Here is a 21,341-nt window from a genome sequence, read left to right as displayed (position 1 = left end):
CTGGTCGCGTACGTTCGCCGGTCGAGTTTCGGTTCATTCGGCCGAGGCTTCTGTCTGCGCCACCAGCTGCCGGGCAAGTGTCATTATCATCTCCTCATCGGATTTTTTGAGGGTTTTGTCCGAGTCATATTCGTAGCTCACGGCGATGAACACGTTGGAGATCCGGACACCCACCTCTACTCCATAAGGAAATCCGCGTTCCTTGTGCGCGAAGAAAGCGTTATCGCCGAGGCCGTTCAATGATTTGATGACGTCATCGTCGCGATGGTAAAATTGATCTGTCGCGAAATCCGATGCGGCTTCGTCGACATCGTCGTACCGCTTTGCGGAGATCTGCAATTCCGGCCAGGAGAAGCTTTTATCTCCCTTCTTCAGGTTTTCCCATTTGCAGGTGACATCGTCCGACACCTCGGTCCACTTCTCATAGTTCGGGGCGGCCTGCGGGACCAACTGCCTGATCGGCGTCGACTTCTTGGACCGGCCCTTGCACACGTTCGGCGCCAGCCTGAAGCGGGCGGCCGGTGGGGTCGGCGAGGGGCTGGCCTGGGAGGCTGAGGGCTGTGCTGCCGGCGTGGTGGTGGAGCCATCGCCCTGCGCGGTCGCGGAGCCGCCGTTCGACGTCGCGAGCCAGGCCGCCAAGACAATGACGGCGACCACGGCGACCGCTCCGGTCGTCACCAGCGCCATCCGGTGGCGAAGCCGTGCCCGCAGGCTCGGCGGCGGCATGAGAGCGGTCTCCACCTTGGTCGGTGGGTCCGGGGTCGGCCCGGGAAGCCGAACGGTGGAAGTCTCCGAGGCCGCAGACGGCTCTGACCGCCCTGAGGCCACTGCCTGCAACCGCTTCCGGGACTCGTCGGCACCGAGGCGCAGGTCCGGATCGCGGTTGAGGAGACCTTCGATGACCGGCCACAACGGTCCGGCTCGCCGCGGCGCGTCAGGCCCGCGCGTGAGCACCGCGGCGACGACCGTGGCGGGATCCTCCGCCCCGTACGCGGGCCGCCCCTCCACCGCGTGGTAAAGCGTTGCCCCGAGCGACCACAGGTCCGACGCCGGTACGGCCTTCCCGCCGCTCATCCGCTCCGGCGCGACGTACCCGAGGGTGCCGATCAGGGAGCCGTCCTGGGTCAGGCCCCGGGTGGCCCCGACGACCGCGGCGATGCCGAAGTCGGTGAGCACGGCGTTCCCGTCGGCGTCGAGCAGGACGTTCTGCGGCTTGACGTCGCGGTGCAGGACGCCCTTCGCGTGCGCGGCGGCCAGCGCGTCGAGGAGCCGAAGGCCGACCTCGGCCGTACGGCGCGGGTCCAGCGGTCCGGAGGCCGCCACCTCCTCGTCCAGCGCGCGCCCCTCCACGAGGTGCATCACGATCCACGGCCGGTCGTCCTCTTCGAGCACGTCGTGGACCGGCACGATCCCCGGGTGGTGCAGACCGGCGGCGGCGCGCGCCTCCGTCATCGCCCGCTCCCGCAGCGCCTCGCGCTCCGCCGCGCTCAGGCTCTCGGGCAGCCGCAGCTCCTTGATCGCGACCTCGCGATGGAGCAACTCGTCGTACGCTCGCCAGACCGTTCCCATGCCACCGGCACCGATCGGTGATTCACGCAGTACGTACCGATCCGCAAGACGCCTCCGATCACTCACCCGACGAACGATAGCCGCGCACACCGGATCGCAGAAGCGATCAGTGGGCCGCAACACCACTGCCCCGGTGGGCGTGCACCTTACTGCGTAAAGGCCGTGGCCTGGTGCGGCTACGGCAGTGCGCCCACCAGGCTCCAGACGGTGGCCAGGGTGATCCGGCGACGCCGGAAGGAGGAGACCGCTGGTCGGCGGAGCAGCAGGGCCGAGCGTCCGGCGGCGAGGATCAGGTAGTTGGCGCTGGTGTAGGCGTACCGGGTGCCGGAGGCGCCCCACCGGTCGAGGGCGGCCGGAGCCGAAACAGTCGGTGACCTTGGCCGCGGCCGTCACCGGTTCGGCGACCGAACCCCACAGAAACGGGGGCTGGGCCGTGATGCGATCGCCCCGTCTGTCGGTGCCCCAGGACCGTTGGTGGACCGGGACGCCGGGACCGACCACGGTGTAAGCGAGACCGGGGGGTGTGTTCATCGGGCGGCCCCGGCCTTCTCCCGGGGCCGCCCGACATCTCAGCGTGCGTTGTCCGCGACGGCGTGGATGAGGTTGCTCGCCTGGGCGACGATGGCCAGTCGCCAGGCGTCGAAGGTGCCGTCGCTCGCCTTGAACGACGTCTCGAAGTGCTGCATGTCCGGCGTGTGGATGTGGCCGGCCGGGATGTGCAGGCCCATGCGGTCGCGCAGCAGCGTGTTGCGGTAGGCGCTCTCGTTGGACAGGTAGTTGCCGCCTCCGCCGCTGTACGAGCAGGAGCCCGGGTCCGGGGGCGTCGGCGCGGTCGGGGGCGGGAACTCCGTCGGCGGCGGGCTGTTGCGCGTCACCCGCTGGGTCGAGGAGCAGTCCGGGAACTCGGTGTAGTTCGTGTGCCAGACGACGCCGAACGCCACGGACGGGTCCGGCCACTCGTCGCCGGGCGGGCGGGCGACCGAGGCGCCCGTGTTCGCGCGGATCATCTGGGCGATCGGGAGTGTGGTCGTGGTCCACTGCGGCGGGTCGGTGAGACTGAAGGTCTTCGGGCCGCCCCAGCGGTCCACGACCGTCGAGTCGCAACCGTGGTCGTCGACCGCGAGCTGCGGCACGCCGCCCACCGTCGGGCACGGCTGGCTGTGGTCGTTGCCCGGCGAGACGCCGTGGTAGCGGCCGTTCCACTGTTCGAGGTCGAACACCGAGTCGCCGGCCTGGCTGACCGTGATCGAGGCGTCGACCCGCTGGGGACCGGGGCGCATGAACGGCCCGACGGTGTCCTCCAGATAGCCCTGCCCGAACTCGGTGTAGTTGACCGGCAGGGTGTACGCCTGGACGTAGGCGGTCCGGCCGTCCTTCGTCTTGTACGTGGTGCCGTCGAGGGCGAGGGCGGTGGCTCCGGACGGGTTGCCGTGCCGGATGTTGTTGCCCACCGTTCCCGGAGCGCTGCCGGTCGTGCCGCCGTCGAGCGTGTACGGGTCGAAGCCGCTCATGATGACGCGCCGGACGCCCTTTCCGGCGGGGAACCGGATGTCGAACATGCCGCGGGACGCCCGGTCGTACGTGGTGATCAGCGCGGACCGCTGCGTGGTGGACAGGGGGAAGCCGGGGGTCCAGCGGCGCAGGGTGGCGGTCGACTGCAGACGGGTCCAGTAGAGCGGGCGGTCGTCGCTGTACGGGAGGGTGCCCGTGACGCGGCCCTTCCGCTGGGCGCGGGCCACGGCCGCTCGCCAGAGCGCCTCGCCCTCGCTCTTCACCAGTTCCGTCGCGGCCTTGAGACTCGGCGTACCGCAGAGCCGCCGCGTGAACTCCGGACCGTACGCCTGGAAGCCGCCGCCCTCGATCATCTGCGCGGCGAACGAGGTGGACTGCGGAGCCGACGGGTCGTCGTTGTCGGGCAGTACCCAGGACAGCCGGTCCTCCTCGACCGACAGCGGCGCGGTCGAGCCGATACATGGTCCGGCGGTGGTCCGCGCCGAAGCCGGACCGGCCGCCCCGAGGGAGACGCCCGTCGCGGCGAGCACGGCGAGGACGCCGACGGCGGCTCCGCACCGGATGCTGGGGATTTTCATCCTGTTCCTCTACAAAGGGATGCCCCGGGCGGGGTCGGCCGGGGAGCGGGGGGAGGGATGGATCGCCGTGTGCAAACGGTTTCACTGTAAAAAATCGTTGAACAATCCGTCAAGGCAACGATCTGACAATCTGTCATGTGATCGCCGGCGAGGTCAGCGGCGGGGACCGGCGATGCGCTTCTCCGCACGACGCGGCCGACGTGGTCGCTGAGACTTTCGGGATCGCCCGCCTCCGCGACGATGAGCTGCGCGATGCCGCCCGACGTGGCGGCCCAGGCGAGACGCGACCGGGGTCACTGACGGCAGTGTGTACTTTACTATGTAAAGGCGTCGGCCCTGGGCGCCGGACCGCGTGTCGTCGTACTCCAGGAAGAAGCCGTCCACGTTCAGCTCCCCGTACGGGGTAACCAGGCCTCGATAGCGTGATCTCATGCAGCTCACCGGAGAGATCACCCATGACCGTCCGCTGCTCGTGCTGGCGGTCAAGGAAGAGGCTCAGTACCTCGACACGTCTCTGCCCGTCCTTCTGACCGGCATGGGCAAGGTCAACGCCGCGACCGCGCTGGCCACAACGCTCGCCCGCGGCCCACTACCGTCGAGCGTCGTCAACCTCGGCACAGCCGGGGCCCTGCGCCCCGGCTGGACCGGAACCCACGTCATCGGCACGGTCATACAGCATGACCTGGACAGCGACACCCTGCGCAGCCTGACCGGTGAAACCTACGGCGCACCCCTGACGCTCGAAGACGCGGACGGCCCGACGCTGGCCACCGGAGACTCATTCATCGCCGACGAGGCCGCCCGAGCCCGCCTGGCGGCGCAGGCACCCCTGGTCGACATGGAGGCCTATGCCCTGGCGACCGCCGCGCGCCGAGCCGGCGTACCCGTTCGCATCGTCAAACACGTCAGCGACGACGCTGGTGAAGGGGCCGCCAGGACCTGGCGGGAAACCGTCGCCGAGTGCGCCCGTGCTCTCGCGCAATGGGCCGCCCGCAGTATTCCCGCCTACACCTGAGCCGCTTCCTTCGCGTCAGCCCCAGACCTCGGCGGCCGTCTCGACGATGAGGCGGAGTTTGGCGACCTCCTGCTCGTACGTCAGCACGTTGCCCTCCACCGTGGAGGAGAAGCCGCACTGGGGGGACAGGCACAGCTGGTCCACGTCGATGTACTTCGACGCCTCCTCGATGCGCCGCTTCAGCGTGTCCTTCGACTCCAGCTCGCCGTGCTTCGTCGTCACCAGGCCCAGCACGACCCTCTTGTCGCGGGGCACGTACCGCAGGGGCTCGAACCCGCCCGACCGAGCGTCGTCGTACTCCAGGAAGAAGCCGTCCACGTTCAGCTCCCCGAACAGCGCCTCGGCGACGAAGTCGTAGCCGCCCGAGGCCACCCAGGAGGAGCGGAAGTTGCCCCGGCACATGTGCGTGGTGACCGTCATGTCCTCGGGGCGGCCGGCCAGGGCCGCGTTGATCTGCTTGATGTACCGCAGGTGCATGTGCTCGGCGTCGTCGCCCCGGGCCGCGATCTCGGCGCGCTGGGCCGGGTCGTTCAGGTACGCGAGGCTGGTGTCGTCGAACTGCAGGTACGTGCAGCCGAGCTCGCCGATGCGGCGGACCTGCTCGGCGTACGCCGCGCTCAGGTCGGACCAGAACTCCTCCACGTCCGGGTACACGGCCGGGTCGATCGACGCGGGGCCGCCGCGGTAGTGGACCATGCTGGGGGAGGGGATGGTCAGCTTCGGCGTGTTCTTCGTGACGCATCCCTGGAGCATGCGGAAGTCGTCGGCGAAGATCGTGTGGTCGAGCCGGACCCGTTCGTGCACGCTGAGCGCGGCCGAGGTGAAGTTCAGCTCGCCGGCCTCGTTGCGGAAGTGGATCCGCATCTGCTCGCCGGTGGCCGGGTCGATCCCGCCGAGCTGGTAGATGAAGTCCATGTGCCACGTCGTACGGCGGAACTCGCCGTCGGTGGCCGTCTGCAGTCCGACCTCCTCCTGCATCGCCACGACCGAGCGGATGGCCTCGTCCTCCGCGGCCCGGAGCTCCTCGGCGCCGATCCGCCCGGCGGCGGCATCGTCGCGGGCGCGCAGGAGCTCCGGTGGCCGCAGCAGGCTCCCGACATGGTCGGCGCGGAACGGGGGCTTCGCGTGAGCCGGCATCGTCGCCTCCAGATGGTTGACGGTTTGATCAGTCTGCTCCGCCCGCGCCGAACCGTCGAGTCACTTCGCCGCACTCTCCAGGCGTTCGATCCGGCGGACCAGTGGCTCGATCTCCTTGCGTACGGCCGCCGCCAGCGCCGCCTGCGGATCGACGGCCGGTTTCTGCGAGCGCAGGTGGGCGTAGCCGGCGACCGCCGCGGTGACCGTACGGCGCACCGCGCGCGCGTCGGCGCCCAGCGAGCGCAGGACCTGGCCGGCCGTGCCGTCGGGCTCCAGCGCCAGAGCCACCAGCAGGTGCTCGCAGCCGATGTAGTTGTGCTGCATCCCGATCGCCTCGGTGGCGGTGAGTTCCAGCGCGTTCGCGGCCGGCGCGCTGAAGCGCCGTCCCGCCTCCTCGGCGGTGACCGCCGGCGCGACCCGCGCCAGCTCACGGGTCAGCTGGTCCGGCTGGATCTCCAGCACGCGCAGCACCTGCAGGCCCAGGTTGCCGCCCTCGCCCAGCAGCCCGCCGAGAAGGTGCTCGGTCCCGACCTCGGGCGCGCCCTGCTCGCGGGCCTGCCGTACCGCGAGCCGGAGCGTGGTACGCGCCCGTTCGGTGAAGTTCGGCAGGCGTGAGGCCAGGTCCTCGGGGCCCGTGTCGCTGAGGACCGCCGCGCGGATGGAGTTGACCCGGCGGACCGCCTGGTCCAGGGCGCGCTGGCAGATCGCGGACACGGGCACCCCCGAGTCCTTGACGGCTTCGGCCAGGTCGTCGGGCAGGTAAACGTTGATCTTCGGCATCACGACATCCCTTCGGATCCGTAGGTGTCCTGACCGTAACCCTAATGGGGTTACTTGTATATAACCCCATCAACGACTTTCGGCGACACGCACGACGGTGGCGCCGATGTTCTGGTGGAATGTCGAATCGTGCGCAGAAGGTCGAATATCGAACCAGGGCTGGAGCTCGGCGGCCGCTATCGCGTGGAAGAGCGGATCGGCGCGGGCGGCATGGGGGACGTCTGGCGCGGCGTCGACCTGCGGCTGCGGCGGCCGGTAGCGATCAAGGTCCTGCCGGCCGAACTGGCGACGGACGAGTCGGCGGTCGAGCGCTTCCGCCGCGAGGCGGAGACCACCGCGGCGCTCCAGCACCCCGGTATCACGGTGACGTTCGACATCGACGAGCACCGCGACGGGCAGGACCGGCTGATCTTCCTGGTGATGGAGCTTCTCACCGGCCGTGATCTCGGTACCGTCCTCGCGCGGGAACCCCGTGGGGTGCCGATCGAGCTGGCGGTCTCGCTGACGGCGCAGGCGGCGGACGCGCTGGCGGCGGCGCACTCGCGTGGCATCGTCCACCGCGACATCAAGCCCGCCAACCTGTTCCTGCTCGACGACGGGCGGGTGAAGCTCTGCGACTTCGGCATCGCCCGGCTCAGCGACTCGACGCAGCTCACCGCGTCCGGCAGTTACATCGGCACGCCGTTGTACATGGCGCCCGAGCAGTTCCGCGGGGAGCGGCTCGACGCGCGATCCGACCTGTACTCGCTCGGCTGCGTGCTGTACGAGCTGCTCGTCGGCTCACCGCCCTTCGACTCGGGGGAGAACCCCGCCGCGATCATGTACCGGCATCTCAACGAGACGCCCGCTCCTCCCCGGTCACGGCGGCCCGACGTACCGGACCATCTCGACCGGCTGACCTTGGACCTGCTCGCCAAGGACCCCGCCGCGCGGCCACAGAGCGCCCCGGCGGTCGTCGCGGCCCTGCGCGGCCAGGCCGCCGGCCCGCGGTCACCGGCCGCGCCGGCGACGACCGCCGACTGGGCACCGAACCACCGCTTCCCGAGTGACGCGACGACCCGCCAGGACGCGCCGCCGGCGACCGTTGGAAACTCCCGGCCGAAGCGGGGCCGCCGCGTGGGCCTCGTCGTCGGGGTCGGTGCCGCGGTGGTGGCGCTCGCCGCGGGCACGGCCGTCGCCCTGACGTGGGACGGCAAGCCGCCGCCCAAGCCCGGTCCCACCCCGACCAGGAGCGCTGCGAGCCGGACGCCGCGGGCGGAGACGGGGCCGCTGATCGCCGGCTGGAAGACGACGGTCGCCCCGCAGTACGGGATCGCCTACGACGCGCCGCCGACCTGGACGGTGAAGACTCCCGGCTACGTGGTCTACTTCCCGGACGCGAACAGCAACATCCTCGCCGCGGAGAAGGGCGTCGCCGAGGTCGACAGGGGCAAGTGCACCTCGGTCGTGGCCGGCGTGCGGGGCGGCGTGCTGTCCACGCAGAAGCCGTCAAAGACCCAGCTGGGCACTCTGCAGTACGCGGCCGCCGACGAGGCCCGCAAGTGGGCGAACGCCGCCTACGGTGGATCCGGCGCGCATCCCCGGCCGCCGACGGTCAGCACCGGCCAGGGCGGAAGCATCACGCTCAACGGCGTCGACGCCGCGTACACCACCGTCGCGGTGACGACCGCCGCCGGCGGCGACGCCTGCACCCCGCCGCACGCGATGGTGGAGACGGTCGCCATGGCGTCGGTGCCCGGATCGTCGACCGGGCCGGTCTTCTTCACCGTCTTCGCGGACCGGGGCATCTCCGGGCAGGTCTCCGACGAGGAGATCAAGAAGGTGATCGGCACCATCCGCCCGTACACCTGCCCGTCCGGTCAGAAGCCGCAGGACGACAACCGCTGTCATTGACGACGCGGAGACGGCACGCCTCGGCCCGGTGGGTGTGGGGTAGTTTCGAACGCGGTTCGGAACAGTGCCACGGGAGGGCCGATGACCTTCACATCCCCCGGTGACGTACGTGAGCGGCTCGCGTCCGTGGGATATCTGCCCGATGACGCCATCGCGACGACCGTCTACCTGGCCGCCGCGCTGGGCAAGCCGCTGCTGGTCGAGGGCCCGGCCGGGGTGGGCAAGACCGAGCTGGCCAAGGCGGTCGCCGAGACCACGCGGTCCGGGCTCGTACGGCTCCAGTGCTACGAGGGCCTCGACGAGCCGCGCGCCCTGTACGAGTGGAACTACAAGAAGCAGCTCCTGCGCATCCAGGCCGCCGGTGACCAGGACTGGAGCGCCACGCACGACGACATCTTCACCGAGGAGTTCCTGCTCGAACGGCCGCTGCTGACCGCCATCCGGCGCGCCGACCCGACCGTGCTGCTGATCGACGAGACCGACAAGGCCGACGTCGAGGTCGAGGGACTGCTCCTGGAGGTGCTGTCGGACTTCCAGGTGACCATCCCCGAGCTGGGCACGATCACGGCCGTACGCCGCCCGTTCGTCGTGCTGACCTCCAACGCCACCCGTGAGCTGTCCGAGGCGCTCAAGCGGCGCTGCCTGTACCTCCACCTCGACTACCCGAGCCCCGAACGCGAGCGCGACATCGTCAAGGCCCGCGTCCCCGGCATCGAGGACGCCCTCGCCGAACGCCTCGCGCAGGTCGTCGCCACGCTGCGCGCGCTGGAGCTGAAGAAGGCGCCCTCGATCGCCGAGACCATCGACTGGGCCCGTACGCTCCTCGCGCTGGGCCTCGACCACCTCGACACGGACGCGATCAACGCCACCCTGGGAGTCGTCCTCAAGCACAACTCCGACCAGGAGCGCGCCCGCAAGGAACTCGATGGCTCTTCTCGATAGGCACATCGGGTTCGTCGCCGCGCTGCGCGAGGCGGGACTGCCGGTGTCACTCGCCGAGGGCCTCGACGCCGCCCACGCGCTGGAGGCCGTCGACCTCGGTGACCGCGCCTCGCTGCGCGCGGCGTACGCGGCGACACTCGTCAAGCGACCCGCGCACCGTGAGGCGTTCGACCTGCTCTTCGACCTGTGGTTCCCGCCGGTCATGGGCAGCCCCGAGGAGGCGCGCGACCGGCCCGCGTACGGCGACCCGGAGCTGGGGCGGCTCCGCGACGAGCTGAGCGGCATCCTGCTGAGCGGCGACGAGGAGGCACTGCGCGCCTTCGCCCGCGGGGTCGTGGGCGCGTACGGGCGGGGCGGCGGCGGGTCCGGCCAGTGGTTCTCCTACCAGGTGCTGCGGATCGTGTCGGCGGACACGCTCATGGCCGGACTGCTGAACGCCGTGCTCACCGAGCGCGGCGGTCTGGAGGAGAAGACCGCGCGGCGGACGTTCGCCCGGCGGATCGCCCGGTTCGAGGAGCTCGTCGGGCAGGACGTACGCCGCCGGATCGCCGAGGAGGGCGGCCTGGAGCGGGTCGCCCGCGCCAACGTACGGCCGCCCCTCGAACAGGTCGACTTCCTGCGGGCCACCCGGGCCGACCTGGCCGCCCTGCGCCGGGAGATCTACCCGCTCGCGCGCCGTCTCGCCACGCGCCTCACCGTGCGCAACCGCCACGGCCGGCGCGGGCGCCTCGACTTCCGCCGTACCGTGCGGACCTCGCTGTCCACCGGCGGCGTGCCGCTGACCACGCACCACCGCCCGCGCCGTCCGCACAAGCCGGAGCTGGTCGTGCTCTGCGACGCGAGCGACTCGGTCTCCTCCTTCGCCCACTTCACGCTGTTGCTGACGTACGCGCTGCGCGAGCAGTTCGCCAAGGTGCGGGCGTTCGCCTTCATCGACGGGCTGGACGAGGTCACCCGGTTCTTCGCCCCCGGCGCCGACGTGGTCGAGGCGATCACCCGGATGACGAACGAGGCCGACATCGTCTGGGTGAGCGGGCACAGCGACTACGGGCGCGCGTTCGCGGTCTTCGAGGAGCGGTACGGCGACGCGATCACGCCCAAGACGTCCCTGCTGATCCTCGGCGACGCCCGGACGAACTATCAGGATCCGGGCCTGGACACGGTCCGCCGGCTCGCCGGGCGGGCGCGGCACGCGTACTGGCTCAACCCCGAACCGGCCCGGGACTGGGACTCCGGTGACTCGGCTGCCTCGATGTACGGCGAGGTGCTGCCGATGCACGAGTGCCGGAACCTCACCCAGCTCGCGGAGTTCGTCGAGACTCTGGCCTGATCCCGCCGCCGAGGACGGGGTATGGCATGCGATATGGACCTTTCGTTCCTCAGGGCGCTGTATGACCGCCCGGGGCCGTTCGCATCGGTCTATCTCGACATGCGGCGTACGGAGGATCCGCGGGCCGTCGAGGTGCGCCGGCATGTCCAGTGCAAGGAGCTGGCCGACCAGGGGGCCCCGCCGGAGACGATCGCGGCGGTCGAACGCGTCGTTCGCGATGAGAAGGAGCGGCGGGAATCCGGTTGCCTGGCGGTGTTCGCGTGCGGCGGCGAGGTCGCGTACGCGGCGCTGCTGGACGGCCCGCCGCGCGAGGAAGTGGCACGGTACGCGCCGCTGCCGCACGTCGTCCCGCTGCTCGAACAGCGGGGGGAGCCGGTATCCCGTCTCGTCGCCGTGGTCAACCGGCTGGGTGCCCACCTCACCTGCGTCGCGGCGGACGGCACGCGATGGGGCGCCGTGGTGCCGCCGTCGGTGGAGGCCCCGGTGCACAAGCCCAAGGGCGGTGACATGTTCCGCCAGCCGCACGTCCAGCAGGCCGCCGAGGAGGCCTGGCGCGCCAACGCCAAGAAGACCGCGCGCGTGATCGACCAGACCGTCGGCTCCTGCGGGTTCGAGCTCGTGGTGATCGCGGGCGACGTACGGGAACGCGCCGCCGTACTGGAACACCTGTCCGAGCCCGTGCTCGCCCGTACCGTCGAGTCGCGCGCCGCCGGCCCGAACCTGGACGCCGACGTCGCCGAGACCGTACGGCGGACCCGGGCCGCCCGGATGACCTCCGCCGTGGAGCGCTTCAACGAGCAGCTGCGGAAGGGACGGCGTGCCGTGGACGGCCTGCGGCCCGTCGTCGGCGCGCTCCGCAACGCCCAGGTCGCGAGCCTGCTCCTCGACGGCCGCACCGACGCCCGCGCGCCGGTGTGGACGGGCCCGCAGTGCACCGACCTCGCGACGTCCCCGGACGAGCTGCGCGAGCGGGGTGTCTCCGATCCCGTGCCGGACCGCGCGGACGCCGCCCTGGTCCGGGCCCTGGCCGGCACGGACGGCGAACTGTTGCTGATCACGTTGGAGGACTGGCGCGCCCACCAGGGGCTGGGCGCCCTCCTGCGGTACGGGGACCGCGCCGCCGTCCCGTGAGGCGCCGCGGGCGGATCTACCTGACGCTGATGGGGATCTGCGCGCTGCTCTACCTGATCTCCTGGACGGTCGTCGCACCGTACTCGCGGGTGTGGGCGGTGGCGCTGACGGGCGTGGCGTCGATCATCCCTCTCGTCGCGGTCATCATCGCCAACCGCGACGGCACGACCTGACCACCGCCCGGCCGACGCCATGGACGTCGGCCGAGGTCCGCACGTACCGGCCGGCGGTGGGAGCGGTTCAGGCGGCGAAGCGCAGGACGGCGCCGATGCCGTGTTCCAGCGGCGGCCCCTCCTCGGACAGGACGACGATCTCCGCTCCGGTCTGCGCCAGCGCGCGGGCGAGAACGGCGTCGGCCCGGTCCTGTTCCGGCTCAGTGATGTTCACCGCACGCAGGTCGGCGGCGGAGGTGGCCACGTCGGTCGGGGCCGGGCCGAACCACAGGCGGTCGGTGGACTCCGGATGATCCTCGATGACCAGCGTGTCGACCTGGGCGCGGCGCAGGGCCTCGGTCACCGCCTTCAGCCCGGTGACGGCGCGCCCGCCCTCGCCCTGCTCCCGCTGGAAGCGTTCGACCCGGTCGGTCAGGTCCTCGGTCTCGGCCAGTTCGACGGCGCGCTCGACCTCTTCGGCCAGCGGGGCGCCTTCCGCGTGGCGGGACTCGACCGTGCGGGCGAGCACCGGTTTGGAGAGTTCGTCCAGCACCGCGCTGCGCGCCTGCGGGTCGCCGGCCAGGACGATCACGGCAGCCTTCTCGCCGGTGGCCTGCTCGTCGACCTTACGGGCGACGGCCTTGGCGTTGGCGCGCCAGGTGTCCTCGGCCGCGCGCTGCATCCGTGACTGGTTGAGGTCGCCGCCGTGCGGCTTGCGGATCGGGAACTCGGACTCGGGCCGCACCTCGGTGGTCCGGCGCGTCCGGTCGCGGCCCACCCGGGTGATCTCGGCGCCCTGCCGGTCGGCGACGACGACCAGGTAGGGAAGCGGCTCAGGGCCGCCCGCGAGCAGCGGCATGACGTGGGGGAGCGGACCGTGGTGCGCCTGCTCGGCGACGGGCGGCTCGTCCCGTACGTCGGACAGGACCACCTCCGCGTCCGTGGCGAACGCCACGAGCCCGCCCGAGGTCCGGCGCTCGTCGTGTTCGCGCACCAGGTCGTCGAGGGCGGCCAGAGCCTCCCGCGGGGCGCCGTCGGCGGCCGCCTTCTCCCGCAGCGCGCGCCAGCGCAGCTCGATGAGCTTGGAGGAGTCCTCGGCCGTCCGCGTCATGTCGAGGTAGATCGACACGTACGGACCAGGCCGTTCGTACAGCGGTCGGAGAAAGGAAAGGTCCATGTGGCTCGCCGTTACCCGCTCTGGGCTGGCCAAACCTGGGCGCGGCGATCAGCGTGGTACCGGCCGGAAGGCCCGGAACCACCGGTGGCCGGCGGCTCCGGGCACGGCGCGCCGGGTCTCCGAGACCCGGCGGTTCACATCAGGTGACGGCGTTCCAGCGAGGACGTCGTCTGTGGCGGGGAGCCCACAGAGCGTGGTAGACGAGGCGCAGCGGGGGCGGCAGGATGCTCAGCACCTCGTGCGCTCGGTCTTCCGGCACTCCGTCGAGGAGCCAGGGGAAGTACTCCGCCGCGCCGGACAGGCCCAGCCGCCGGCGCTGCTCGTGGCCGAACGCGGCCCACTCGGCGTCGGTCAGCGTCTCGCAGATCAGCGGCAGCGCGTCCGTCTCCTCGTGGTCGAGGTGTGCGGCGAGGCCGCCGACCAGAGCGTCGCCGTGCTCGTCCAGCGCGACCGGGTCACCGACGGCGATGGCCATGTCGACCGCCTCGAGCAGCGGGTCCAGTTCGGCGTGTTCGGCTTCCATGTCGTCGAGCAACCGCAGGTCCGCTGGGCGTTCGGACAGTTTCGCCCGCAGGGCGGGCCAGAGCACGGCGTCTTCGGCCACGTGGTGCACGGTCAGGAAGCGGCGGAAGTCGTTCCAGCCGGCGCGGAGCGCCTCGCGGGAGCCGATCTCGCCGGTCGCGGCGACCAGGGCCAGCCGGCCCAGATCGCGCCGGAAGGCGTCGTGGGTCGCGTACATCAGCGTCAGGTCGATCACGGTCGTCTCCGGTGGTGTCACGGCTCGCGCGGCTGGGCGAACCTGGGCAGGCTGAGCATCAGGACCGTGACCAGCGCCATCAGTCCCGCGACGCCGTACATGCCGGTCTGGAAGGCACGGGAGAAGGTCACGCCCTGCGTCTCCGGGGCGTGCGCGGCGAGGATTCGTGCGGTCGCCGTACCGCCGGGCGGGGGGACGGCGCAGCTCGGCGGGACGGCGGCGGGGTCCTTCTCCCGGGCGCGGTCCCGCGCGCATGTCCGGTAGCCGGCCAGGGCGCGGTCCTGTGTCCGTGCGGGGATACCGGCGGACGACAGCTCCTGGCGGACTCGCGGTGCCACGGCGTCGACGCCCTGGGAGGCGTGGCCGGGCAGTCCGGTGAGGAAGATGACGCCCATCAGTGCGATGCCGACCGAGGTACCGAGCTGCTGCGTCGTGTTGAACGCCCCGGAGGCCGCGCCTGCGGCGTCACGCGGTACGTCGGTGAGCGCGAAATCGATCACCGGTGCGATCACATACCCCATGCCGAGCCCCATGACGAAGAGCGGCACGCCCATCTGCCAGGAGTGAATGCCGGCGTCGTATCGCCCGGCGGCGAGGGCGAGACCGAGCGTCCCGGCGATCAGCAGGAATCCGCCGGCGAACAGCACGTTCCGCCCGAACCGTGGTGTCAGGTACTGCACCGCCATGCCGGCCGAGAGCGCCATGCCGATGAAGAACGGGATGCCGGTCAGTCCGGCGTGCATCGCCGACCAGCCGAGGCCGACCTGCATGTACAGGGTCCACATCAAAAAGAAGATCCCGTACGCGGTGTTGAACAGCAGGTTGACGCTGAAGCCTCCGGCGAAGCCGCGCGACCGGAAAAGGCTCAGGACGACCAGCGGCGACCCGCCGCGTGCGATCACCCGCCGCTCGTACCAGACGAAGGCCGCGAACACGACGGCCGAGGCCGCCATCATCACGAACGTCCACACGGGCCAGCCCAGCTCGCGGCCCTGCACCAGCGGATAGACCAGCAGCAGCACGCTCGCCGTCGCGAGGATCACTCCGCCGGCGTCCACCCGGAGCGGGTCGGGCGACCGCGACTCGCGCACGAAGATCGAGGCCGCGACGACGCCGAGCACACCGACCGGAACGTTCACCAGGAAGATCGGCCGCCAGTCCCAGCCGAAAAGGTCGGCCCGGATGAACAGGCCGCCGAGGAGCGGGCCCGCGATCAGCGCCAGGCCGCCGATCGCGCCGTACATGCCGAAGACCTTGCCGCGCTCCTCGGGGGGGAAGGTGACATGGATGATCGACAGCACCTGCGGAATCATCAGCGCGGCCATGCCGCCCTGGAGGACGCGGGCGCCGATGAGCATTCCGGGGCCGGTCGCCACGCCGCACAGCAGAGAGGCGACGGTGAAGCCGGCGATGCCGATCTGGAGCAGGCGGCGGCGCCCGTAGATGTCGCCGAGCCGTCCGCCGCTGATCAGTATCGCGGCGAAGGCCAGCGTGTAGCCGGCGGTGACCCAGCCGACGGCCGAGTAGCCCGCGTCGAGGTCGCGCTGGATGCTCGGCGCGGCGACGTTGACGATGGTCACGTCCAGCAGGTCCATGAACCCGGCGACCAGGACGACGGCCAGCGTGAGCCACCGCCGGGGGTCCGCCGGGGCGCTGGTCGCCGTCTCCTCCTGCGTGGAGGGCGTGCTCATCGCAGCTCCTCCGCCCAGACGGAGCTGTCGACGAAGTGGTTGTCGAAGATGTCCTGCTTGGCAAGGATCTCCGCGGGGCTTGCCTGGCCCCTCCGGATCCGATCCGCCAGCCGGAAGTACTCGAACCGCTCCGCCGTGGGCTTGAGGACGAGCATGTCCACACCGCTGTCCTCGGTGGTGCGGAAGGCGTGCGGCATGCCCGGCGGGACGAGGAGGAGATCACCCTCGCCGGCCGTGATCACCTCCTCGCCCGCGAGTACGCGCAGGCCGCCTTCGATGACGAAGAAGATCTCCGCCGAGCCGACGTGGTAGTGCGGCGGTGGCCCGCCGGTGCTCCGGGCCATCTTCGATCGGATGGCGCTCACCGACCCGCCCGTGGGATCGCCTTCGGCCAGCAGCCACGTCGTGATGGGCGCGCCGCCGACCGTCTCCGCGTCGGCGCCGCGCACGAGAAGGGCCTTACCGCCGTCGATGTCGACCGACATGTTCACCTCCGTATAATCAGGAAGGCGATAGTAAGGAGAAAAATAGTAAGCAGTCAAACTATCCTCGACCGAATAGACTGTGCGCATGACGGAAGGGGCGGGCGGCGACGGCGGGGACGCGGTCGACGTGATCATTGATCAGTGGCGACGGGAACGGCCTGACCTGGACCTGTCCGCGATGGCGGTCTTCGGGCGGCTCGCCCAGGTGGCCGCGATGCTGGGTCCGGTCACCGAGGCCGTGTTCGCGCGGCACGGCATGCGCGGGGGAGAGTTCGACGTTCTCGCCGCGCTGCGCCGGTCCGGTCCGCCGTACGCGCTGATGCCATCGGAGCTCGCGGCCGATCTGATGATGTCGCGAGCCGGCATGACCAGCCGCGCGGACCGGCTGGAGGCGGCCGGTTTCGTGGAGCGCAGCCTCGACCCCAACGACCGGCGCAGCTTCCGCATCACCCTCACTGACAAAGGGCTGCAGGCCGTCGACGCCGCCCTCGGCGAACACGCCGAGAACCTCGCCCGGCTGTCGGCCTGCCTGACGGACGAGGAGAGCCGCACCCTCGAAAACGCTCTGCGCACCCTGCTGCGGACCCTCGCCGACTGATCATTCCTTGCCGCCCCGGCGCACCGTGCCGGGGCGGTTACCGGGGCGTCGCCCGGGTAGGCGACTGGCATGGCGGACGCGGTGATCTTCGATGTGGACGGGACGCTGGTCGACACCAACTACCTGCACGCGGTGTGCTGGTGGGAGGCGTTCCGGCAGCACGGGCACGGCGTGGACATGCGCGATGTCCACGGTGCGATCGGCATGGGGTCGGACAAGCTTCTCGACCACCTGCTGCCCGCCGACCGCGACCGCGACGCCGACGATGACATCAGAACCGCCCACCGGTCGCTGTACGCCACGTACTGGACCCGCCTGCGCGCCTTCGACGGCGCCGCCGACCTGCTGCGCGCCTGCGCCGAGCGCGGGATGAAGGTCGTTCTGGCCAGCTCCGCGGCCGCCGGTGAACTGGCCGCGCTGCGCGCCGCGCTCGACGCCGACGACGCGATCAGCGCCGCCACGTCGTCCAGCGAGGCGGAGGAGAGCAAGCCGGCGCCCGACATCGTGTCCATCGCTCTCGAACGCGCGGACGTGGACCCCGCACGCGCGGTCTTCGTCGGCGACACGGTCTGGGACGTCCAGGCGTGCCGCAAGGCCGGCGTCGCCTGCGTCGTCGTCCGCACCGGCGGCATCTGCGCCGACGACCTCCGTGCGGCGGGTGCGGTGGAGGTCTACGAAGACACCGCCGACCTCCTGCGAAACCTCGACCAGAGCCCCCTCGTCGCCTCCTGACCGGGCGGGTTTCGAATGGCGCCGAGGAAGAACTCGGATCCACAGCGTGGATATAGCGTTTACCGCAATAAAACCGCGCCGTGGACAAAAGGAGTCTCGTGGTGTCCCGCTTCACCCTGCCGCCCGAAGAAGTTCTACGCGCCCGCGAGAAACTCGTCCTGGACCACTTCCGCGACGAGGTCCTCCAGGACTGGGACGCCGTCCTGTCGACGTTCCCGCACCCCCATTACGAGCTCATCGCCCAGATGACCGTGCACGACGGCGCCGACGAGGTCGGCGGGTACTACCACGACACCCGCACGGCCTTCCCCGACCAGGACCACGAGATCATTGCCCTCCGCCACGCGCACGACGCGGTGATCGTCGAGTTCTGGCTGATGGGCACCCACAAGGGCCCGCTCGGCAAGATCCCACCCACCGGCTCCAAGCACCGTACCCGGATGACCGCGTACTTCATTTTCGACGCGGATGAGAACCTGATCACCGAGCGCGTCTATTTCGACCAGCTCACCATCCTCAAGCAGCTCCTCGGCGGGCTCGACAAGAAGAACCCCGCCGACCTGCTCAAGCTCGGTCGCGCTGTCGCCGGAGTGCTCACGATGGCCGGTGGAGAGCCGGACCCGCGCCTGACCCGCACCGTCGTCGCCGACCTCGACGACTGACGCAGGGGCGAGGAGAGACGACCGATGACGATGCAAGCCCGCCGCCCCCGCCGCACCGGCGGCCGTGCCTGAGGAACCCCGATAAAGATCCACCACCTCAACTGCGGCACCATGCGCCCCTGGGGCACTCCGGGAGGGTTGGTCTGCCACGTCCTGCTCGTCGAGACCCCTACCTGCCTCGTCCTGGTCGACACCGGCCTCGGCCTGAAGTACGCCGACGACCCGGCATCCCGGTTCGGTCCAGCACGGTTCTACGTGCGGCCCGTCTTCGACGAGGCGGAGGCGGCGATCACCCACGTGACGCGCCTCGGCTTCGACCCTCAGGACGTTCGCCACATCGTGCTGACCCACTTCGACGCCGACCACACCGGAGGGCTGGCGGACTTCCCCTGGGCCCAGGTGCACCTCACCGCCGCCGAGAACTTCGCCGCCCTCCACCCCAAGGGAGCCGTCGAACGCGGGCGCTACCTGCCCTCCCACCGGCGACACCGCCCGATCCTGGTCGAGCACACCCCCGCCGAGGGCCAGGCGTGGCGCGGCTTCGCCGGGGCCGAGGAACTCGCCGACATCGCGCCCGGCATCGTACTCATCAACCTGCCCGGCCACACACGAGGCCACGCCGCAGTCGCCATCGACGCCACCGACCACTGGGTCCTCCACGCCGGCGACTCGTTCTACCACCACGCCCAGATCGACGGGACCGGCAAGGCGCCCACCGCTCTCACCGCGATGGAACGCCTCATGGCGCACGACTGGAGAAGGGTTCAGGCCAACCACCGCCGGCTCACCGAGCTATCACGAACGGCCGATCCGCGGTTGCTCCTGGTGAACGCACACGACCCCAGCCTGCTGCACCGGGCCCGGGAACTGACCGATCCCACCGGATAGCGGCTCGACGGCCGCCTGGTGTGCGGGGGCGGCGCGGCCCGGATCGGCCTTGTCCGGAAGTGGACCGCTTGACCTAACCGGTCGGTAACTCCTCCCGTCGTACTCTGCTCGGGCGCGACGAGCCCCCGGGACGTGAGGAGACGACCGTGAACGATGTGAGCCGGCGCGGATTCATCGCGGGAACCGCGGGAGCCGTCGCGGCGGGCGTGGCCGCTCCCCGGCGGGCCCGGGCCGCCGAGGCGACCGCGGCGGCGCTTCCGGACCCCGGCGAGTCCGGCATCGACCACATCGTCGTCGTCATGATGGAGAACCGCTCCTTCGACCACTACCTCGGCTGGCTGCCGGGCGCGGACGGCCGGCAGGCCGGGCTGACCTACACGGACGCGAACGGCGTCGCGCACGACACCCACCACCTGACCACTCCGGCCGGGTGCGGCTTCAACGACCCGGACCATTCCTACGGAGGCGGCCGGACGGAGTTCAACGACGGCGCGTGCGACGGCTGGCTGCGGGCCGGGTCCAACGACGAGCTGTCCATCGGCTACTTCGAGGGCGCCGACCTGGCCTTCTACGGGCGCGCGGCGCGCGAGTGGACCGTGTGCGACCGTTATTTCGCCGCCATGATGGCCCCGACGTTCCCGAACCGGTTCTTCCTGCACTCCGCCCAGACCGACCGGACGACGACCTCGGTCGAGAAGATCGCGACCATGCCGGCGATCTGGGACCGGCTCGCCGACAAGGGCGTCACCGGCCGCTACTTCTACAGCGACGTGCCGATCACCGCCCTGTGGGGCACCAGGTACCTGGGCATCAGCCGCCAGATCACCGAGTTCTACCTGGCCGCGGCGACCGGCACGCTGCCGCCGGTGTCGTACGTGGACCCGGGCTTCCTCGGCGAGGCGGTCCCCGGGATGTCCGAGGACGAGCACCCGCTCGCCGACATCCGCCTCGGCCAGCACTTCCTCGGCAAGGTCCACGACGCGATCGTGACCAGCCCGAACTGGGAGCGCACCGTCCTGGTGATCACCTATGACGAGTGGGGCGGCTTCTTCGACCACGTCCCGCCGCCCGTCGGCCCCGACCCGAACCCCGACCTGGGCGCCGGGCTGCGCGGGTTCCGCGTGCCGTGCGTGGTCATCTCCCCGCGGGCGCGGCGCGGTCACGTGGCGCACGGCCTGTACGACCACACCTCGGTGCTGAAGATGATCGAATGGAGGTTCGGCCTGGAGCCGCTGACCGTACGCGACGCCGCCGCGAACAACCTCGCCGAGGTCCTGGACTTCACCGATGCGCCGAACCTCACGGCGTCGCGCTACCGGATTCCGCTCCCGATCACACTCGGCTGCCTGGTGCCCGACCACGCCCACTCGGGCGAGGACTGGCCGGAGCTCGCCGCGCTCGCGCGCAGTCGCGGCTTCGCGACATCGTAGGCCGTAGGGAAACTCTCCCCGTCCCGAACTACGATCGGAACCGTTCACATTCGGTCAGGGCATGGGGAGAAGCGTGAGCGACCTCCAGGGAGCGGCGGACGGGCGCAAGCCGGTCTTCGGCGCCGAGCGGCGCGTGCGGATCCTCGAACTGCTCCGCGCGAACGGCACCCTGTCCCTGCGGCAGCTCGCCGAGGCCGTGCAGTCCTCGGAGGTCACCGTCCGTCGCGACGTACGGGCGCTGGAGGCCGACGGCCTGATCGACCGCCACCACGGCGGCGCGTCCCTGCCCGGGGAGCTGTCCCGCGAGCCGACCCACCTGCAGAAGGCCCAGGTGGCCAAGGCGGAGAAGGCGGCCATCGCCGACCTGGCCGTGGCGCTCGTCGAGGACGGCGACGCCGTGGTGATCGGGCCCGGCACCACCACGCACGCGCTCGCCCAGCGGCTGACCGGCCACACCGACCTGACGGTGGTGACCAACTCCCTCCTCGTGGCGCAGGCCCTGTCGGCGTCGCCGCGCATCGAGGTGGTGATGACCGGCGGCATGCTGCGCGGCCCCGTCCAGGCCCTCGTCGGCAGCGCCGCCGAACGCTCGCTCGCGGGCCTGCGCACGCGCCGCGCGTTCATCTCCGGCAACGGCCTCACCGCCGAACGCGGCCTGTCCACGCCCAACATGCAGGTCGCCAGCACCGACAGGGCCCTCGCCGCGTCCGCCGAAGAGGTCGTCGTGCTCGCCGACCACACCAAGATCGGCGTGAACACCATGGTCCAGACGGTCCCCGCCGACGAGATCGCCCACCTGGTCACCGGCGACGCCGCCCCCCAGGAGGAGCTGTACGAACTGAGCGCCCGAGGCGTCCGCCTCCACGTCGCCCGTCTCTAGGG

The 21,341-nt window shown here is 70.9% G+C and carries 20 protein-coding genes; 12 read left to right on the top strand and 8 right to left on the bottom strand.

Annotation, left to right across the window (positions count from 1 at the left end):
• Nucleotides 1-33: 33 nt before the first annotated feature.
• Nucleotides 34-1,692: a protein kinase domain-containing protein gene (locus OG417_RS36455; protein WP_329238798.1), complete on the bottom strand. Its 1,659-nt coding sequence runs from the start codon at nucleotides 1,690-1,692 to the stop codon at nucleotides 34-36.
• Between the two features lie 446 nt (nucleotides 1,693-2,138).
• The gene (locus OG417_RS36450; protein WP_329238796.1) at nucleotides 2,139-3,659 is read right to left on the bottom strand and encodes a hypothetical protein; all 1,521 of its coding nucleotides are present in this window, start codon (nucleotides 3,657-3,659) and stop codon (nucleotides 2,139-2,141) included.
• 430 nt (nucleotides 3,660-4,089) lie between these two features.
• Between OG417_RS36450 and OG417_RS36445 the strand changes: the two genes are divergently transcribed.
• Complete coding sequence (locus tag OG417_RS36445) at nucleotides 4,090-4,674, top strand: nucleosidase (RefSeq protein WP_329238793.1); 585 nt, start codon at nucleotides 4,090-4,092, stop codon at nucleotides 4,672-4,674.
• 15 nt (nucleotides 4,675-4,689) lie between these two features.
• On the opposite strand, the gene OG417_RS36440 is transcribed toward OG417_RS36445, so the two are convergent.
• Nucleotides 4,690-5,811 (bottom strand): 5-methyltetrahydropteroyltriglutamate--homocysteine S-methyltransferase, encoded by a 1,122-nt coding sequence (locus tag OG417_RS36440; RefSeq protein WP_329238790.1) that lies wholly within the window; start codon nucleotides 5,809-5,811, stop codon nucleotides 4,690-4,692.
• Between the two features lie 60 nt (nucleotides 5,812-5,871).
• Entirely contained in the window at nucleotides 5,872-6,591 is a 720-nt protein-coding gene (locus tag OG417_RS36435) for a Clp protease N-terminal domain-containing protein (protein WP_329238787.1), read from the bottom strand.
• 129 nt (nucleotides 6,592-6,720) lie between these two features.
• Between OG417_RS36435 and OG417_RS36430 the strand changes: the two genes are divergently transcribed.
• The 5 genes from OG417_RS36430 to OG417_RS36410 all read left to right on the top strand — a co-directional run bounded on the left by OG417_RS36430 (nucleotide 6,721) and on the right by OG417_RS36410 (nucleotide 12,060).
• Nucleotides 6,721-8,484 (top strand): serine/threonine-protein kinase, encoded by a 1,764-nt coding sequence (locus OG417_RS36430; protein ID WP_329238784.1) that lies wholly within the window; start codon nucleotides 6,721-6,723, stop codon nucleotides 8,482-8,484.
• Between the two features lie 81 nt (nucleotides 8,485-8,565).
• On the top strand, nucleotides 8,566-9,426 hold the full coding sequence (locus tag OG417_RS36425) for an AAA family ATPase (RefSeq protein WP_329238781.1): 861 nt from the start codon (nucleotides 8,566-8,568) through the stop codon (nucleotides 9,424-9,426).
• Nucleotides 9,410-10,756: a vWA domain-containing protein gene (locus OG417_RS36420; RefSeq protein WP_329238777.1), complete on the top strand. Its 1,347-nt coding sequence runs from the start codon at nucleotides 9,410-9,412 to the stop codon at nucleotides 10,754-10,756. The genes OG417_RS36425 and OG417_RS36420 overlap by 17 nt, the downstream gene beginning before the upstream one ends.
• Nucleotides 10,757-10,789: 33 nt before the next feature.
• Nucleotides 10,790-11,887 carry a baeRF2 domain-containing protein gene (locus tag OG417_RS36415; RefSeq protein WP_329238774.1) on the top strand — a complete coding sequence of 366 codons (1,098 nt, stop codon included), beginning with the start codon at nucleotides 10,790-10,792 and terminating at the stop codon, nucleotides 11,885-11,887.
• On the top strand, nucleotides 11,884-12,060 hold the full coding sequence (locus OG417_RS36410) for a DUF3099 domain-containing protein (protein ID WP_329238770.1): 177 nt from the start codon (nucleotides 11,884-11,886) through the stop codon (nucleotides 12,058-12,060). The genes OG417_RS36415 and OG417_RS36410 overlap by 4 nt, the downstream gene beginning before the upstream one ends.
• A gap of 67 nt (nucleotides 12,061-12,127) precedes the next feature.
• Here the strand turns inward: OG417_RS36410 and OG417_RS36405 are convergent, their stop codons facing one another.
• The 4 genes from OG417_RS36405 to OG417_RS36390 form a co-directional block, all read right to left on the bottom strand.
• Nucleotides 12,128-13,216, bottom strand: coding sequence for a baeRF2 domain-containing protein (locus OG417_RS36405; RefSeq protein WP_329238768.1), 1,089 nt, complete (start codon nucleotides 13,214-13,216; stop codon nucleotides 12,128-12,130).
• A 139-nt stretch (nucleotides 13,217-13,355) separates the two neighbouring features.
• Nucleotides 13,356-13,973 carry a hemerythrin domain-containing protein gene (locus tag OG417_RS36400; protein ID WP_329238765.1) on the bottom strand — a complete coding sequence of 206 codons (618 nt, stop codon included), beginning with the start codon at nucleotides 13,971-13,973 and terminating at the stop codon, nucleotides 13,356-13,358.
• Nucleotides 13,974-13,990: 17 nt separating this feature from the next.
• Nucleotides 13,991-15,664 carry an MFS transporter gene (locus tag OG417_RS36395; protein ID WP_329238762.1) on the bottom strand — a complete coding sequence of 558 codons (1,674 nt, stop codon included), beginning with the start codon at nucleotides 15,662-15,664 and terminating at the stop codon, nucleotides 13,991-13,993.
• Nucleotides 15,661-16,149 (bottom strand): cupin domain-containing protein, encoded by a 489-nt coding sequence (locus OG417_RS36390; RefSeq protein ID WP_329238759.1) that lies wholly within the window; start codon nucleotides 16,147-16,149, stop codon nucleotides 15,661-15,663. The genes OG417_RS36395 and OG417_RS36390 overlap by 4 nt, the downstream gene beginning before the upstream one ends.
• 85 nt (nucleotides 16,150-16,234) lie before the next feature.
• On the opposite strand from OG417_RS36390, the gene OG417_RS36385 reads away from it, so the two are divergent.
• The 6 genes from OG417_RS36385 (at nucleotide 16,235) to OG417_RS36360 (ending at nucleotide 21,339) form a co-directional block, all read left to right on the top strand.
• Nucleotides 16,235-16,747 carry a MarR family winged helix-turn-helix transcriptional regulator gene (locus OG417_RS36385; RefSeq protein WP_329238756.1) on the top strand — a complete coding sequence of 171 codons (513 nt, stop codon included), beginning with the start codon at nucleotides 16,235-16,237 and terminating at the stop codon, nucleotides 16,745-16,747.
• A 69-nt stretch (nucleotides 16,748-16,816) separates the two neighbouring features.
• Nucleotides 16,817-17,479, top strand: coding sequence for an HAD family hydrolase (locus tag OG417_RS36380; RefSeq protein WP_329238752.1), 663 nt, complete (start codon nucleotides 16,817-16,819; stop codon nucleotides 17,477-17,479).
• A gap of 101 nt (nucleotides 17,480-17,580) precedes the next feature.
• Nucleotides 17,581-18,141 (top strand): ester cyclase, encoded by a 561-nt coding sequence (locus OG417_RS36375; protein ID WP_329238750.1) that lies wholly within the window; start codon nucleotides 17,581-17,583, stop codon nucleotides 18,139-18,141.
• A gap of 111 nt (nucleotides 18,142-18,252) precedes the next feature.
• A complete protein-coding gene (locus OG417_RS36370; RefSeq protein WP_329238747.1) occupies nucleotides 18,253-19,029 on the top strand; it encodes an MBL fold metallo-hydrolase in 777 nt (258 codons plus the stop codon).
• 146 nt (nucleotides 19,030-19,175) lie between these two features.
• A complete protein-coding gene (locus tag OG417_RS36365; RefSeq protein ID WP_329238744.1) occupies nucleotides 19,176-20,459 on the top strand; it encodes an alkaline phosphatase family protein in 1,284 nt (427 codons plus the stop codon).
• Between the two features lie 73 nt (nucleotides 20,460-20,532).
• Nucleotides 20,533-21,339: a DeoR/GlpR family DNA-binding transcription regulator gene (locus OG417_RS36360; protein ID WP_329238741.1), complete on the top strand. Its 807-nt coding sequence runs from the start codon at nucleotides 20,533-20,535 to the stop codon at nucleotides 21,337-21,339.
• Nucleotides 21,340-21,341 lie beyond the last annotated feature (2 nt).

The organism is Actinoallomurus sp. NBC_01490 (assembly GCF_036227085.1).
Classification (GTDB): domain Bacteria; phylum Actinomycetota; class Actinomycetes; order Streptosporangiales; family Streptosporangiaceae; genus Actinoallomurus; species Actinoallomurus oryzae.
Note: the sequence above shows the minus strand (reverse complement) of the source record. Positions and strands in the feature narration are given on the sequence as shown.

Excerpts from the sequence above, each read along its gene's own strand:
- OG417_RS36450 (WP_329238796.1), bottom strand. The coding sequence starts at position 3,659 with ATGAAAATCCCCAGCATCCGGTGCGGAGCCGCCGTCGGCGTCCTCGCC.
- OG417_RS36445 (WP_329238793.1), top strand. The coding sequence starts at position 4,090 with ATGCAGCTCACCGGAGAGATCACCCATGACCGTCCGCTGCTCGTGCTG.
- OG417_RS36440 (WP_329238790.1), bottom strand. The coding sequence starts at position 5,811 with ATGCCGGCTCACGCGAAGCCCCCGTTCCGCGCCGACCATGTCGGGAGC.
- OG417_RS36435 (WP_329238787.1), bottom strand. The coding sequence starts at position 6,591 with ATGCCGAAGATCAACGTTTACCTGCCCGACGACCTGGCCGAAGCCGTC.
- OG417_RS36425 (WP_329238781.1), top strand. The coding sequence starts at position 8,566 with ATGACCTTCACATCCCCCGGTGACGTACGTGAGCGGCTCGCGTCCGTG.
- OG417_RS36420 (WP_329238777.1), top strand. The coding sequence starts at position 9,410 with ATGGCTCTTCTCGATAGGCACATCGGGTTCGTCGCCGCGCTGCGCGAG.
- OG417_RS36415 (WP_329238774.1), top strand. The coding sequence starts at position 10,790 with ATGGACCTTTCGTTCCTCAGGGCGCTGTATGACCGCCCGGGGCCGTTC.
- OG417_RS36405 (WP_329238768.1), bottom strand. The coding sequence starts at position 13,216 with ATGGACCTTTCCTTTCTCCGACCGCTGTACGAACGGCCTGGTCCGTAC.
- OG417_RS36395 (WP_329238762.1), bottom strand. The coding sequence starts at position 15,664 with ATGAGCACGCCCTCCACGCAGGAGGAGACGGCGACCAGCGCCCCGGCG.
- OG417_RS36390 (WP_329238759.1), bottom strand. The coding sequence starts at position 16,149 with ATGTCGGTCGACATCGACGGCGGTAAGGCCCTTCTCGTGCGCGGCGCC.
- OG417_RS36385 (WP_329238756.1), top strand. The coding sequence starts at position 16,235 with ATGACGGAAGGGGCGGGCGGCGACGGCGGGGACGCGGTCGACGTGATC.
- OG417_RS36380 (WP_329238752.1), top strand. The coding sequence starts at position 16,817 with ATGGCGGACGCGGTGATCTTCGATGTGGACGGGACGCTGGTCGACACC.
- OG417_RS36370 (WP_329238747.1), top strand. The coding sequence starts at position 18,253 with ATGCGCCCCTGGGGCACTCCGGGAGGGTTGGTCTGCCACGTCCTGCTC.